The sequence below is a fragment of the Rickettsiales endosymbiont of Peranema trichophorum genome, assembly GCF_004210275.1.
Classification (GTDB): Bacteria; Pseudomonadota; Alphaproteobacteria; order Rickettsiales; family Midichloriaceae; genus RICK02.
This window is the reverse complement of record NZ_SCFA01000054.1, coordinates 33,129-48,697: the sequence shown is the minus strand read 5'-3', so window position 1 is coordinate 48,697 and position 15,569 is coordinate 33,129. Positions and strand designations below refer to the sequence as shown.

At 41.4% G+C, this 15,569-nt stretch carries 12 protein-coding genes and 1 pseudogene; 4 read left to right on the top strand and 9 right to left on the bottom strand.

The features are described 5' to 3' along the window. Window positions 1-276: pseudogene (locus EDM53_RS06150) on the top strand (hypothetical protein); the annotation flags it as partial. A 242-nt stretch (window positions 277-518) separates the two neighbouring features. After that, entirely contained in the window at window positions 519-1,832 is a 1,314-nt protein-coding gene (locus tag EDM53_RS02885) for an ankyrin repeat domain-containing protein (protein ID WP_130122187.1), read from the top strand. A gap of 73 nt (window positions 1,833-1,905) precedes the next feature. On the opposite strand, the gene EDM53_RS02880 is transcribed toward EDM53_RS02885, so the two are convergent. From EDM53_RS02880 to EDM53_RS02840, 9 genes are all read right to left on the bottom strand, one after another. After that, window positions 1,906-2,133 carry a hypothetical protein gene (locus EDM53_RS02880; RefSeq protein WP_130122186.1) on the bottom strand — a complete coding sequence of 76 codons (228 nt, stop codon included), beginning with the start codon at window positions 2,131-2,133 and terminating at the stop codon, window positions 1,906-1,908. 112 nt (window positions 2,134-2,245) lie between these two features. Then, window positions 2,246-3,589, bottom strand: coding sequence for a type I glutamate--ammonia ligase (locus EDM53_RS02875; protein ID WP_130122185.1), 1,344 nt, complete (start codon window positions 3,587-3,589; stop codon window positions 2,246-2,248). Window positions 3,590-3,606: 17 nt separating this feature from the next. Beyond that, window positions 3,607-6,327, bottom strand: a complete 2,721-nt coding sequence (locus EDM53_RS02870) for a sodium:solute symporter family transporter (RefSeq protein WP_130122184.1) — start codon at window positions 6,325-6,327, stop codon at window positions 3,607-3,609. Between the two features lie 63 nt (window positions 6,328-6,390). Continuing rightward, window positions 6,391-7,716: a M16 family metallopeptidase gene (locus tag EDM53_RS02865; RefSeq protein ID WP_130122183.1), complete on the bottom strand. Its 1,326-nt coding sequence runs from the start codon at window positions 7,714-7,716 to the stop codon at window positions 6,391-6,393. Continuing rightward, the gene (locus EDM53_RS02860; RefSeq protein WP_165379588.1) at window positions 7,713-9,002 is read right to left on the bottom strand and encodes a M16 family metallopeptidase; all 1,290 of its coding nucleotides are present in this window, start codon (window positions 9,000-9,002) and stop codon (window positions 7,713-7,715) included. Before EDM53_RS02860 ends, EDM53_RS02865 begins: the two co-directional genes overlap by 4 nt. 321 nt (window positions 9,003-9,323) lie before the next feature. Further along, entirely contained in the window at window positions 9,324-10,052 is a 729-nt protein-coding gene (locus EDM53_RS02855; protein WP_130122181.1) for a ribonuclease T2 family protein, read from the bottom strand. Window positions 10,053-10,158: 106 nt separating this feature from the next. Next, a complete protein-coding gene (gene speB, locus EDM53_RS02850) occupies window positions 10,159-11,058 on the bottom strand; it encodes an agmatinase (RefSeq protein WP_130122190.1) in 900 nt (299 codons plus the stop codon). A gap of 5 nt (window positions 11,059-11,063) precedes the next feature. Further along, window positions 11,064-12,122, bottom strand: a complete 1,059-nt coding sequence (locus EDM53_RS02845) for a 1,9-bis(guanidino)-5-aza-nonane synthase (protein WP_130122180.1) — start codon at window positions 12,120-12,122, stop codon at window positions 11,064-11,066. Between the two features lie 4 nt (window positions 12,123-12,126). Beyond that, window positions 12,127-13,317 carry a type III PLP-dependent enzyme gene (locus tag EDM53_RS02840; protein ID WP_130122179.1) on the bottom strand — a complete coding sequence of 397 codons (1,191 nt, stop codon included), beginning with the start codon at window positions 13,315-13,317 and terminating at the stop codon, window positions 12,127-12,129. Between the two features lie 552 nt (window positions 13,318-13,869). On the opposite strand from EDM53_RS02840, the gene EDM53_RS02835 reads away from it, so the two are divergent. Together EDM53_RS02835 and rpmG are read left to right on the top strand one after the other, a co-directional pair. After that, window positions 13,870-14,706, top strand: coding sequence for a hypothetical protein (locus tag EDM53_RS02835; RefSeq protein ID WP_130122178.1), 837 nt, complete (start codon window positions 13,870-13,872; stop codon window positions 14,704-14,706). A gap of 521 nt (window positions 14,707-15,227) precedes the next feature. Beyond that, on the top strand, window positions 15,228-15,398 hold the full coding sequence (gene rpmG, locus EDM53_RS02830) for a 50S ribosomal protein L33 (RefSeq protein ID WP_130122177.1): 171 nt from the start codon (window positions 15,228-15,230) through the stop codon (window positions 15,396-15,398). Window positions 15,399-15,569: the final 171 nt, after the last annotated feature.

The following is a 15,569-nucleotide window of genomic DNA, read 5'->3' as shown; positions in this document are numbered from 1 at the left end:
CTACAGATGACGACAATAGAGAGGGAGATATATGAGTCGCACTTAGCATTTTGGAGGTTTGAGGACTCAGCATTTGAAAAGAAGCGTCAGGATGCTATGGAAAAGGGAAGAAAAGAAGGAAGAGAGGAAGGCATAGCGCAAGGCGTAGCGCAAGGTGAGCGAGAGAAAGCATTGTCGATAGCCAAGTATCTGCTGAGCATGGGATTGGAGGTAAATAGGATAAGTGAAGCGACTGGTTTGAGCGAGGAAGAGGTGAGTGAGCTAATTGGCAAGTGAGGATGGATGTAAAATCAGGCTCGTTGTAGGAGCTTGTGCGTCGGGAAAAACTGGAGGTTCAATTTAATCCCTAGAATTGATAACTGGTGTCACAAAAATGATCTTAGCAAGACCTCCATTGTACGCTCTGGTTTTCAATCTCTCATTCTTTATTAACCATCGTGAGGAGGTGTTGGTGTTATAACGTAAAGTGATGTAGAGTTATTATGGCTGTAGTTAAATTGATAGGTTCAAGCTAAAAAATGCAAGATAACAATGACGGTAGATCATTTCTAATTCACGTCGAATCAAGAAGAATAGATAAAGTAAGAGAGTATTTGGAAAATGGAGGAGACGTTAACTTCAGGGGCATACTTGGTGAGACTGCTCTTCATAAAGCGTCTGACATAGGTGATCTTGAAATGTGTCAACTGCTGCTCGCTCATCATGATGTTCAAATCAGTGCGTTTGATCATGTTGGATATACACCGTTACATAATGCTGTCTATCGTGGTGCACTTGACATCATAGAGGTACTTATAAAGCATAGAGCAAATGTGAATCTCATGTCTGAAAATAGTGGAGCACCTTTACATATTGCTGTACAGGGAGATTCTGATACTACATTGTTACTGCTGGAAGCTGGTGCTGACGTTAACATTCTCAATTGTGCAGAGTTGCCACCCCTTGACATTGCTATAGAGCATAGGCATAAAGAGAACTGCATCTTGTTATTGCAGTATGGAGCTGATCCAAATCTCTGTAGAGTAAAATTAACAGCCACAAAGTTTTTTACAGATCTTTCACAAGAGGCTTTTGAGATATTAGAGCATAATGGTAGAAGTATGTTAGAGATGGTTGCTTATAGCTTAGCCCTTTCAAGGTTTTTACTTCCATTTGAAATGATTAAGGAAGTATGGACATATTATGAAAGTCCGTATTGGTGCGAAAAGTTTAATACTGAAGATATCGATAAGCTTAGGGAAGTGGTATTGCCTACACATTGTCAAAAACTTTTGAAGTATGGAGCTAGAGAGAGGGACTTGGCTGATTCACAAGCAAATAATGACGGACGAGAGTCTATCGCTTGCTCAAATACAGACACTTTCTCACAAGTAGGAGAGACACACTCAACAGCAGACTCATGTAGCGATCAAGACAACACTTTGTCAAATGAGACAGCAGTTGTAGTGAGTAATTCAGAGGTATGCTATAGCTCTACTGCAGGGATTTCAGGAAATGATCAACAAGCTGCAGTGCTTTTAAATGAGATGCTAAGATGGATATCGACATTACCGGTATGGCTTCAGGAGCACATGATGAGCTTGCATTTAGTAGCAAGACTGATGGAGTTAGTTGGTGACGGCAATAGGTTCATATTAGGTGACGTAAGAAGGGGCTTAGAGGGTCAATACGTTGACTTTACTAAATATGACGCTGTGCCGTACACTGTTCAAAACGCAAGAGCGACTGATTATGTGACAGAATATCAGCTTGAATCGGGAGAACAATGGAGTATGGATTCTACATGTTGGCATATGACAATGGATTGGAATAGCGCCGTAACACTGTACTAAGGTAGACTGATCTGTTTCTCGACTTCATCAATTGGGTGGTTGTGATGGGTGTAATTGCTTGCTTTGGTGAGATTCAGACACGACTTTTTGACAGGTAGCGTTGTGGTGGTGTGAGCTGTAATGCGGTGAAAATATGGCTTATTTCTGCTGGGATGTCTGTGGCAATCAGCGCCATGTTTTCGGTTGTCTGCATCCTCACTTCTTTGATTTCGCTTAACTGTCTATGCAATGTCTCAATCGGCATGTATACAATAGACTTCTTTCGAAACTTTAATATATGTGTATACTGACTGTAGTTCAATAGACCTCTTTCGAAACTGATTTATAGTAACTCTGCTTTGCGCACCTATTTCAATAGGCTTACGCAGCCTGATCCTCAAATCCATTTGCCTGATTTAATCTGAAACTTGGTATTATATGTTATAGTACATACGAAGCTCTTCAGGATGGGGGACTCGCTGAATGGCCACGATCTCAAGTTCTTTTAGCCTGATAAATGTTTCCATCATGTCACTGCTAAAGACGTTGCCCCGCTTTAAAAATTCCTGATCGTCTTTAAGAGCATCCAAAGCCCCTTGAAAACATGTAGGTAACTCCAGCTGTACCTCCAGGATCCCATCACACACGTTTTCAAAAGTTGGGTCTATTTGAAAAGTCGGCTCTACTTTATTAATAATACCGTCTAACCCTGCCATCACTATAGCAGCAAAGGTAAGATAAGGGTTTGCTATAGAGTCTACAAACGCTAGCTCCAACTTATTTGCTTCTTGGTGGATCAGCATCCTGGCCCTAGTCGCATCATCTTGTAGTCCTTTGTAGCTGTTGGTAGCAGGCCTCGCAAATGCGCATATTGCATTAATGTGCTTTAAAATACCACCTATATAAAAGCTTTCATGCTTTTTTAAATTCATCACCACATCTCCACCAAGCGTGGACTCCTTATATTGCGGTATAGGGTGCTCTATAAGCATTCCAGACTTCGTAACGGACATAAAAGGTTGTGGCATAAATGTTACGCTCTTACCGTAAGAACTTACGATATTTCTGATAACGTACTTGGCTTTTTGTAGATCGTCACAACTACTAAGTATATTGTTTGTATCTAAGGTAATCTCGCACCTATTATCAGTACCACTATGCCTTCTTGTTCTAACACCCATGTTTTCAAGCACAGATATGATTTCCATCCTAATGTCTTTCAGATGGTCTAAAGATATGTGACTGGCATGTTTGTGGAGCGCTTCTATATTCCTGTCTTTGACCACATGAGGTGCACGGGCTCCCACAAAGAGTTGCTCAGCATATCCATTGAAAACATTGGTCCAATCTCTATCGTCAAAGATCAGAAACTGTATGGTTGGTGTGAAGTTCGCAGCTTCAGGAATTTCACTTGATACTAAATGCTTTGAGAGCGTATAGGCTACAGCTCTTGCATCAATAATACTGGGAACATTGCTAGCTCCATCAGTAATATCGCACATAAAGCAGACGGTAGGGCGAGATGCTACCGGATCAACCCAATAAGATCCAAGATCTGGACGCAATACCAAGTGTCGCCCACCAGATGAACATTCTGAGAGCTCTTTAAACGAAACACCGTATAGCAACTCGTGCTCTCGGATTGCGCTCACGCTGTGACTCGAGGTACCGCAACGACCTAGAGTATCCGTAAATCTAAAATCAACAAACTCTATACGTTGCTCTTTTAGCCGGCCTAGAATCTCACGTATCTTGGTGTCTTTGTTTACAACAGTCACAACATTACCTCATTCCTTTATCTGACCCTTGGAAATACGAGCACGAATTCCGTATAATGTCCAACTTCTGACATACAGTATATTCCACCACCTAGTTCTTCTATAATTTCTTTACACAAGGCAAGACCAAGACCTGTTCCACCTACCTCACCACTATACGCCTCATCAAAGATACGGGGAAGAATTGTATCTGGTATTCCTTTACCATAATCTTTGATGTGGAGTCTGTTGTTTTCAGTTCTAATCTCTACTTTCACGTCTTCACCTGAATACTTTAAAGCGTTCTCGACAATGTTAAATATCACGTTCTTTACTAGTAACCAGGAGCCTTCAAACGTAAAGTCCTCACCACCTTGAAAATCGATACGCTCGTATAGCTTTTGATCTACTTTATACTCACTTAAAACGCTTGTAATGCACTTTCTCATGAGGTATTTACCATTGTCTTCCGGCTCTTGCCTTACTCTTGCAAGAAAGACGCTAACCGTGTTTAGCCCTCTAGCCGAGGTATCCTTTATTGCATCGCATAGTTCCTTGATCTTGTCTATCTCATCATTAGTAAGAGCGACGGGCTTATCTTTAGCTCTTAAAATAGCATCTGCCATTATAGTGTCCAGAAACTCAGAAGCCGACATTACGACAGATAATGGACTTCTCAGCTCATGCACTATTCTACTGTTCACTAATTCTACCTTACCAAGAGTGGCATCTTGCATACGTTTTACAATCGATATCGCTATAAAGCCAACCATCGCGACACCTAACCCGTATACAGATTCAATAGAAAGCGCATGTACACTCTCCAATGGCGGTAGTATATAGGCGAGTCCTCCACCTATTAACATTCCTAGCAGAGATAGTGTCATGAACGCACCATAATCCAGGAACACAGACATGATAAAGGTACTCACGACAAGATGTACACCCCAAAATATTGAGCCATGTGTGAGCAACAACATGTGTATTGAGGTCACTGGAAACGCAAACAACATTGTGGCATACCAATACAGCGGCAAGTAGTTTGTCTTCCATTTATGTGGCAACTCCTCTTGAAAACATACTAAAAGTGAGGCTATACCGTATCCCAATATCAGCTTTAAAGAGATGATATTGTACGTCACGAAACTTATCTTACTATCCGCTAAAAACGCCACTGAAAGACAGAGCACCATACCAATACCGGACAACTCATATCGTGGCTTATAATTGCTTGTGTGTTGTTTTGCTAACTTTAACAGATTACTTAACCTCATGTTACGTATCAGGGACACAAACACACCGGTGATCGAAAAACGCTTGTGCCTTAGCTTCATCTCTTCTGCTTTTTCCTTCAGTCTTTGTTCACGTCTTGGCATACTTACGGCAAGGCATAACTGCAAAAAGTGACTGCCGAACAGTCCAACAGTACTACCGATCAAGCCGGCTGACAGACTAAGCGTACCAAATTCGCCTTTAAAGTAAGCTGCTACAGACACACCTATAGAACCTAAAACTACCGAACATATGTATGAAAGTGAATTAGTTCTAAACTTTAGAAAACCGGCAGCAATCTGAACATCCACCAAAGGAGACCAAAAATTGATAATCGCAAATAATACCTCTATAAGACCCTTGCCCATTAGTGTGACACTCACAGACATTGCACCAATAACAAATGTGGCAAGTCTTGCTATAGTCAACTCCGTTCTGTCGCTCATCTTAGACCATATTCTCTTGCAAATATCATGAGCTACAAGAACTGATGTGGTGTTCAGCCAGGAATCTGCAGTAGACATAATCACAGCCGTAATAGCTGCAATCATGAATCCTTTTACACCATCTGATAGGTGGTGCGCTATAAATGCAATAAATGCGTCATCTGGAGCTAAATCTGGTTCTTTTAGCTTCATAATCACACCTATGAACGATATTATGATAGTCAATGGTATTGTGATCATCGACACTATGAGCAAGGCTTTTCTTAATTGAAGTGGATTGCCAGACATTAAGAATCTTTGTATAGATGTACCTGCCGTCTCTGGTCTTAGTATAAAAACCAACAAACCTAAAAATACGTATAAGTTATCGCCACTAAGATCCAGAACTGCATGGGATTCTGGGAGCTTGCTCCACATTGTTGAGAACCCACCCAATTCATGCAAGGCTGTTGCAAATGCCAATGGGATAGCGATATAAAATATGAAAAACTGAAACACGTCAGTCAAAGCAACGGCTCTAATACCACCAAATGCCGAATAAAATGTCAGTACACCAACACCTATTATGGCACCTACAAACGGACCAACATGAAAGAAATAATCCAGAATGTTTGCTACCACCATTGCTTGTGCTCCAACAATGCCCACAGAAAAAATGATAGCACAAATGTTGGTTACCCATCTACCAGGTTCACCATAAAGTACAGACATTATGTCACTGACTGACAGACATCCCTTAAATTGTCTAATATCGGAAAAGATATAGCAACTAATCAGCCAAAACCCAGGAAGAAAACAACATGCCACGATAGATAGCAAACCCAATCTGTAGACTTCAGAGACTGTTCCAATAGTCGACCCAGCACCAATAGCGGTAGCAAATATTGTACAGACCAACACCGTTGTTGAAACACTACCACTACCAAGTGTATACTCCCTTATTGTTTTGATTCTGTGGGATTTCCAAAACGCCACAGCCAAACAACCCACGAAGTAACAAATTACAATAAAAGTATCTATTGTGCTTATCCTCTCGACCATTTCACCTCTTGATCAATTGATTATTATTCCTTCAAACCAAATAACTGATAACACATCCGTCTATCACTCCACACTTACAGCTTTAAGATCCTTAGGAGAGCCAACTACAACGAAAATCAAACTTTCGGGTTTTAACAACCGGCTAGCAGCATCGTTAATTTGCTCAAGCGTGATACTTTCAACTAATTTCCGCCTGTTTTGGAGATAGTCTAGACTAAAATCAAATATCTTGAGACCTAAAATGTATCTTGAGATCTCCTTACTATTGGTCAAACCTACAGCCAAATAGCCTATAGTATAGGATTTGACATGCTCCAGCTCCTCTGATGTCATGCCGCCGCTTTTCATCACTTCCCACTGTTTTTTGATTTCCTCTATCACCTCTCCAACGTTACTATTGTCAGTTTCCAGACTACCATCTACTGAGCTTTGTAAGTTCCAGTAGGAGCAACTAGCGTCTATCGAGTACACTAAGCCACGTTTTTCCCTTAACTCTTTCCCCAACCTTGACGATATGCCTCCACCCAAGACCTTCATAATCAAACGCAGCATCATACTATCAACAGAAGTTGCATCTACACCTTCATGCGCAAAATCTACGATGCTTTGAGGCATGTCATAGTTGATGAGATATGTGCCCCGTTTACTGGTCATCACAGGATTCTTCACACTTAGATGATTGCTCTTGCTTGGCAAATCCTTAAACAAAGCGTCAATGATCTCGTTAGCTTTTTCTGATGTAACGTTGCCAACAATGACCAGCTCCAAATTGTCTTTGGACCACATCTTCATATGCTTTAGTAGATCTGACACACTGATACTTTTGTAACTTTTCTCAGTTGGGCGACTACTGTAACGATGGTTGGGCCCGGATGTTAACAGATTAAGTTTTGCCCCTAATAGATATCCTGGCCTAGCTTTAGATCTTCTAAAGGATGCGATCAATCCTCTACGAACCTCATCGATATCTTGCTGTTTAAACACAGGATGGTAAATCAACTGACTGGCAATGGAGACTGTATCTTCTGTGTTTCCTTGAATACACTCAATATCACCATAAAAATGATCTATGTCAGCACTAAAAGACACAGAGCTGGACATATTTTCCAATTTTTTTGTTAAGTCAGTTCTTGATAATCCTTTCGTACCAACTGTGTTCAAAGCCTTAGCCAAGAATGTGGTGGCTCCCTCCAGCCCTGGCTTTTCAGAAACACCGCCAGCACCTTTAAAAGCAAACCTCAAGGAAAGAATATTGCTCTGAGACTGTACCAACCAAGCTTTAATGCCGCTTTTCGTAGTTATCTCCTGCACGTTAACTTCCGCAGCAGCATCAAAAGCTACTAAAGCAAGTACTGTGAAAAATTGATATAAAAGAATTCTAAGGTTCATTTTGCCCCCTTTTTAGAAAGAGGTGCTAAAAACGATCTAACCTTGGGCATTTTCAACACATCCATCATAACATCTAACACTTCCTCGTGCTTCACATCATTGACTTTATCAGGATATGACTCCAAATCCTCTAAAGTATACCCTGAAGCCAGCACATTACCAATAATCATGCCGACCTCAAAAATATCAGCTCTGTCATACTCTAACCTTCCCAGTATTCTAGCTTTTGCAAGCTTGACGTCTTCAGGAGAAATGCTCTTTAAAGCTTTATTTAGGACTTCCTCAAGTATCACACTAAGCTGTTTCCATTTTATACCTGGCAACGGCTGTAGACTTATTGACAGCCACATAGGATCGTACGAAAAACCATCATAACTAGTACTCATCCCGCTAAGAGCTTTTCTCTCTGTAATCATGGCGCGTTTAAAATAATCTACAGAACTACCAAATACAGCCTCCAAGCCCACTTGCAGAGCATAAGCTTTTTTTGGGTCGGAACGCACAGAGGGAGCATCGTAGTACAATTTTACAGATGGTAAACCCACTTCATTAGCACCGAGGTTGACATCTTTCAGAACATCGGTGCGTTGTGGTTCTTTGAGACGATTTCTAACCAAAGTTGGACCAGCGGGTAAAACACCGTAATACTTTTGCGTCAATTCCTTTAGCCTCTCCAAGCTGATGTCGCCCACTACTACCAAAATAGCATTATTGGGGTGATACCATTTTTTATAAAAGCTTTTAACGTCCTTTGAAGAGTAGCTAGCTATATCATCCATCAACCCAATAGGTAGTATGCGATATGGATGATTTGTAAAAAAGGCAGAGATAGAAGCCTCCATTATTCGGCCTTCTGGCGAGCTTTCTATATTCGTTTTTCTTTCTTCCATTACTACGCCACGCTCTGATGCTACGTCTTCTTCTTTGATCAGCAAATTGACCATGCGATCAGCTTCAAGCCTCATCACTGTCTCTATGCTTGAAGACTCTATCAACTCATAGTAGGTGGTATAATCAAAGCTAGTCATAGCGTTTTTGATAGCACCTATTTTAAACAAGGTAGAATTCAACTCATCTCTTGTAATATTTGAGGTGCCTTTGAACATCATATGCTCACAAAAATGAGCGATTCCGGATGGCTCTTCTGGTGCTTCATCTCCTCTACCAACCTTATACCACACAGCATGAAAGATAACGGGCGTTGAAGTATCGGTGACTAGCACCACCTGCATACCGTTTTTCAAGGTAAATGTCTCAGGACGGAAGAACGCCGCTTCTGCATTCATACAGGAGAGCCACAAGCAAAAGGACAATATTATGCTTTTTTTGAACATACTAAATCGTTAATGTCATGACTCGAACCTGTATAGATCATAATACAGTTATTGCAAGATATTCTTATGACCATTACGATATCAACGGCATCAAACTTTAGTCGCCCACTACGACATCAATAGTCTTGAAACCACAGATCAACTAGTTATTTCTAAAGCTTGTATTTGAATGTCCTGCCTCTAACATTTTGATCCACTTCAAGTAACATTAGTGCTAACACAATCTCGATCTCCGTTCATACGGATCGCAACTTCGGTGGTCAATATGCGACATCATGGCTTGCTTGGAAATATTATGGTGTCCTTACAACCTACAAAGTGATTTGCATTATCGGAATTCAAGATAACAGCTCCAGGTTCGTTACCCCATGAGTACATTACAGATATAGCACTTGCATACTTTCCTCTGCAGGTAATCTGTACGGCACCATCTAACTCAGGAAGCTTCTCTTTAATTCGTAAACTGATGTCACTCTGCGACATAGGTTTGTCGCCTTCAATACTTAGTGCGTCAACTATATTTTTAGTAGTTTTCAATGCAAACCCAAAGTATTTCATTGGCTTATCTTTCATTGGAGTACAGAGTCCGTGCTTAATCCACTCGTGTCTCTCTAAACACTTCTCACGGCCCCCCATATACTTACTGTGTAACTTCCAAATTTGGGAGTTGTATAGGCCTTTCGGAATCGGTAAAGCACAAAACTTCCCCTGGCCTGGCTTTGGTTTTGGGCAGCCCTTCTCACTACACTTGCCTTCTGGAAAGCCAGACGATGTATAATTAGGCCACAAACCATGTAACTGCACCAACTCTTCTTTTGGAAAGGATTCACAAGTGGGATCTTTGACCTTTGAGAATTTGCAAAATGTAGCGGGCACAGACAACTCGAGACGATAATAGAGTGACTTGTCGCTGTCCACTTTACAATACGGTTCTTCTGCATTTACCAACATTGGTATGCATGCAACGATTATACAAGACAACAGGTATACAGCTTGTTTCATGGAAAAATGGAACCTCTCAATAATAAGTGACTAGGATACACTTACTACAAATATCCCCACTCGGTCAAGACATCTTGTAGCTACTTTAACACAGTAATTTCTTAAACTACTTTCTGTTTTTAAAGGCGTAAGACAAGATCTTATATACAAGCTTTGCCGCAACGAAATTACAAGCATGCAAGCCATCAATCGGGGAAAGCTCGTTGACGTCAGCCCCTATAATTTCGTGACGCTCAGATACGGCAGATATGATATCCATTGCTTCTTGCCACATTAAACCGTTCGGCTCTGGAGTTCCTGTAGCCAGCATGATACTCATATCAAACGCATCTACATCAAACGTTAGGTATACCTTTCTGTTGCCTAGCTTTGATAATATCTCTTCAATGTTCCATTTCACCTTATCCTTGGCCCAGAATATCGAGATTCTGTCAGGATTCGCCTCAATGAATCTGGCTTCTTCCGCGGATATGTTTCTAATTCCTACAGATACCAGCCGAATATTTCCATAATCCAAACAGCGCCTCATGGCAGCTGCATGAGAAAAACGGTTGCCCATGTATCCGTCCCTCAAATCAGCATGGGCATCAAACTGGAGTATAGCTATGTCGTCAAATCTTTCTTGAAATGACCTAATAATTCCAGGCGTTATAGAATGCTCACCACCCAACACCATAGGGAAAGCACCTAGCGCAAGCGCACTAGACACAAGCTCAGTCAGACTATTGAGCGCTTCTTCAGTATTTGAGGAAACAGGAGATGGAGTCAGCGTTTTCATTTCAAAGTATCTAAACGGTTCCGACCACAATACTTCATCAAATAACTCAACTTCATGTGAAGCATCTATAATCGCCTGAGGTCCATTTGCCGTACCCTTACCATAACTAACGGAACTCTCCAAACCAAATGGAACTACAACTACTTTGTTACGAGGATGCGTGACAGCGTCCTCCTCTGGTATACCCAAGAAACCTTTCTTCGTGCTTAGCACAGGCCATGAAGACATCATCTTTATACTCCAAATAGTTGACTATACTTTTTGCGCTCCCTACTTTTCCAATGACCACGATGATAAGCATCGCTGACCAAAAGTGGAAGTACAGATGTTGCTTCGGCATATACCATTTGTTCCATCTGAGTACTGACCTTGCCCCAAGATGAAGCTTCCTTCAAAGTCGAACTGGAGCATGCGCCATCCCTACTATCTGCAACGGTAATTTGAATGGCATACTCGTGCATGCTCACATCATGCCCAAGAATCTCAGCACACACTACTGTATCTTGTGCAAAATTCTTGGGTACACCACCTCCTATCATAAATAGGCCTGTTTTTTTAGCATTTACTTTAATATCGGTAAGCTCTCTAAAGTCGCCGATCGAGTCTATCGTAATGCAGCTGTGTGGATTTTTAGTCTGATGCAACACTAGCCCAAAACCAGCGGAAGAGTCGGTGAACGCAGGACAGAAGATCGGCACGTCATGCTCGTACGCAAGCTGCACAAGAGAATCAGGCTTCTTCGCCTTACCTTCACTTAAAAATCTACCCATCTCCTTAATGAAAGCACGAGAAGTATAAGCCTTATGCTTTAACTGATCGGCGATATTGCAGATGGTCTCGTCACATGCCTTTAAGTCGTTCTCATCAATATATGTATCATAAATTCTGTCAATCAGCATTTCCCTCAATTTATTATCATCTTCAAACTGATTCCCTCTATAGTGCTTGAATCCTAGTGCTTCAAAAAAGTCCATATCAACTATTGAAGCACCGGTGGCGACTATGGCATCCACCATATTATACTTCACCATATCCGCATATATTTTCATACAGCCCCCAGCGGATGTTGAACCAGCAAGTGTCAAGATGATACTACAGCTCTGATCTCTCAACATATCGTTAAAAATCTGGGCTGCCTTACCCAAATCTCGAGACGTAAAAGACATTTTACTCATCGCATCGACAATAGGACGCGCATCAAACGATGTAACATCTATATGCTTGACCTCTTCAGACAGCATCTTTAGCTTCGCATTTACAGACTGGTCTGCGCCATTGGTACTACGTGTCATTTTTTCACTCCTTTATTGTCGTGTTGTCAATATCCTTGAGTCTTCCTTCTGTATATAGAGATAACAGGGGCATATCCTCCACTGCCACTATTTCATTCTCTGCAGTGAATCCATTAAAAGATGTAGCAAGCGCTCTACTATATGCGCCAAGCTGACCTATCTCAAAGTACTCGCCCGCTTTAATATCAACGGGTAGTAGAAACGGTCCAGGCATGAAGTCAACTGCGTCACATGTTGGTCCGAAAAAACTATACTGCCTCATCTCTCCATGGTTGAAGTCTTCCCTCAATATCTGCACAGGATATGGCAACTTAAATATGCCAGCGTCAAAAAGCCCACCATACGTTCCATCGTTAATATACAGGTGCTTACCCTTTATCAACTCCACTCTTACAATCTCGGCACCACTTTCGGCTACCAAGGCTCTTCCAGGCTCGCACATTAGCTCCATGTTTGCACTACCTGGCATAGCGTTAAATTCGTCATGAATAACGTCGAAGTACCTCTCCAATGGAGGACATTGCATGCTTGAATATATTGATGGAAAACCTCCACCAACATCGATGATATCAGCCTCAACACCTGCATCTTTTATCAATTCAGAAGCCGTCCTTATCGCCACCCTATAAGCTTCCGGGTTCATACACTGTGAGCCGACATGGAATGATATACCAAGTTTGAGAGCAACTTTGCGAGTCTTTCTCAAAAGTTCAATAGCTTCTGCACCTCCAATTCCAAATTTACCAGCAAGACTAACCTTTGCGTATGTATTCGGAATGGCAATTCTGACATACAAGGCCAAATCCTTAGCGGAATTTGTTTCTTCTACGATTTTGTCAAGCTCCTCAATGCTGTCTAGGGAGAAGTGCCTCACACCATAGTCATGATATGCGCTGGCAACAGCATGCCTAGATTTGACGGTGTGCATAAAGTACAGAAAAGCATCGGGAAAAAGGGAACGGATAAGGCGCACTTCACTTATCGATGCGACATCAAAACAGTTGACGCCAGCATTATACATGCTTCTCAAGACATACTCTTCAGAGTTTGCCTTCACAGCATATGCTACCTTGCCTCTAAACCTGTTTAGAAAGAAGCGGGAAGCGATCTCGACGAGATGTGGCCTAAACACATACTGGACGGCATGTGGGTTCTTATCGGCCACTACTGAAAGTGCATCTTTATATTTTTCCATTTCACAAATATTCCTAGCATAAAATTCATGTCAACAAATTCTTTTGTTAAGGCAACGTTTGAAGAACCTTAAACACACAACATTCACACAGTAGGCAAGACGGATAACACACTACTGAGAGCGTTTTACCACTTGCATTTTGCGTTTGTACTTTCTTAAAAAGAAACGAGATATTCTATACCGCATTTATACAAAGTCTGCAAAGCTTTTTATATAAAATTTACCGCCAAAATAACACTTCATTAAAATATTATATTTCTTGAATTTTATCAAATAAAAATGCACTTATGTATCATAAATCGATCGCAATCGACATTTCTGGGGCACCCTTGACTTATTTGCGCTTGATGTGACTTTACCATACCTCTGTACAGGCAAACCACACAGGCATATTCAAGACTAGGTTCTGCTCAAACGTCTACACACAAATATAGAAGCACAAATAAATCTTGCAGCATTGATGTGAAAGGTATACGATTGCGATCGTTTCGTCCGAGAATACGTACAAAACTTAAAATCTTGAACTTAAATTTAAATGAAAAGGTCATACGAATGAGTAAGAAAGTAAAATTGCAAGTTATGCCAAAAGATTACAAGGGGGATATATGCGTGTTGAACGTTATAGATCTGAGTAACCAAAAAGCAACAGGGTACAATACCAATATCGCAGACACGTACTGCAGGCTTATGCAGAACATGATAGATAAGAATGCCACCTCCTTACCGGAAGATCTTGTGCGTGAACTAGCATTCAGGATGAATGCACAGGTAGTACCAGCTTTACTGCCAAGGAATATCACCTGCGAAGAGTTCTTTCAAGTAAGATCAGAAGATGCAATTAGAGCATCTTATGAAGCTTACGTAAATCACACAATATATACAACAGAAGTGGAGCTACAAGGCTGCTTAGAAAACCTACCTGTAAGATTTACACCAGTAACACTCCAATTTCTGGGATATGTGATAGCTCGTGCACCAGATCATCAAGCATCATATCAACAACACCATGAGGGTGTTATAAGGACGTCTGGAAAGGTTATAAATTGCCCAATCTCTGGTGGATATCAATTTGATGCTTCGTTATCACCCTACTCGCCCCCTCTCGAACAACTCAATGGAATACAGGATGTCTTCCCACAATTACTTCGCGATGAGCTTGTCAAGGCGATTGAGAAAAATATACTACCATATTTACGTGCACTTAATGTCAATTGCCATAAGTTCTTTACACAAGAGCCAAGGGAGAAGCTCCTAGAACAGGTCCGTCCATTAAGGTACCCTGATGAACTATATACACTAGAAGTGGACCTAAAAGGTTGCCCAGAAACTTCGGTGTCTTCTTACGATTTAGAATTTGCCGCCTTGTTTCATCAGCACTCAGAACTGTAAATAGGAGCCTACAAAGCCCCTCACCGTAGAAATATGGTACGAGTAAAGGGGCTTTTGACAAAGCCCTATACTACAGAGCCTCCTAAACTTGACTGGACCTTCAACGAAGTATTTATCTGTGATCATGGTCGCATAAGAGCCTGTCCACTAATTTAATTGGAATGAAAAGAATCTTCGCAAAAGTTGTCTGTTAAGTTGTTAGCAAAGGGAGATGGATTCCCGCTTTCAGGGGCATGACGCAGGAGGGGAGCGACACAGGGGGATGCCGGAATGGCAAAAGAGGAGGACCGAAGTGGCAAAGAAGAGGTGCATGTAGTGGCAGAGGAGGAGTGCGGAAGTGACAAAAAGGGGAGAATGCCGAAGGCAGGGTGAAGTGTCAGGATTGCAAATGCATTTAAAACATAGTTGATGACAAAAAAAACAGCAACAATTGCTTTCAAATCGACCGTATTTTTACTTGACTTATGTAAAGGGAAAGACTAAACATGATTCAAAGATACAGTGTATATTAAGTCAAAAACATGGCCAAAAAAAATCTCGTATTATTCAAACTAGCAAGCAGTGGCGGGACCGGATATTTTCTGGTGAAGCGTAAGAATCCTAAGAAGCTGGTTCGAAAACTGAGTTTTCGAAAGTATGATCCAGTACTTAGAAAGCATGTTCTGTTTGAGGAGAAGCGTCTGAGCAGCTAGAATACGATTGACTGCATTACACACTGGCCCCTTGTTGGCTTTTGTGTTTCATCTTTCCTCCGTCTGTTTTGAGCTTACTTTCCTTTTGTCTTTTTTGCATCTTTGCTTCGCCGATGTCCTCGCACCCCAGCGGTGGTTTTGTTGGCGCTTACCATCCAGATAGGTTGAGGT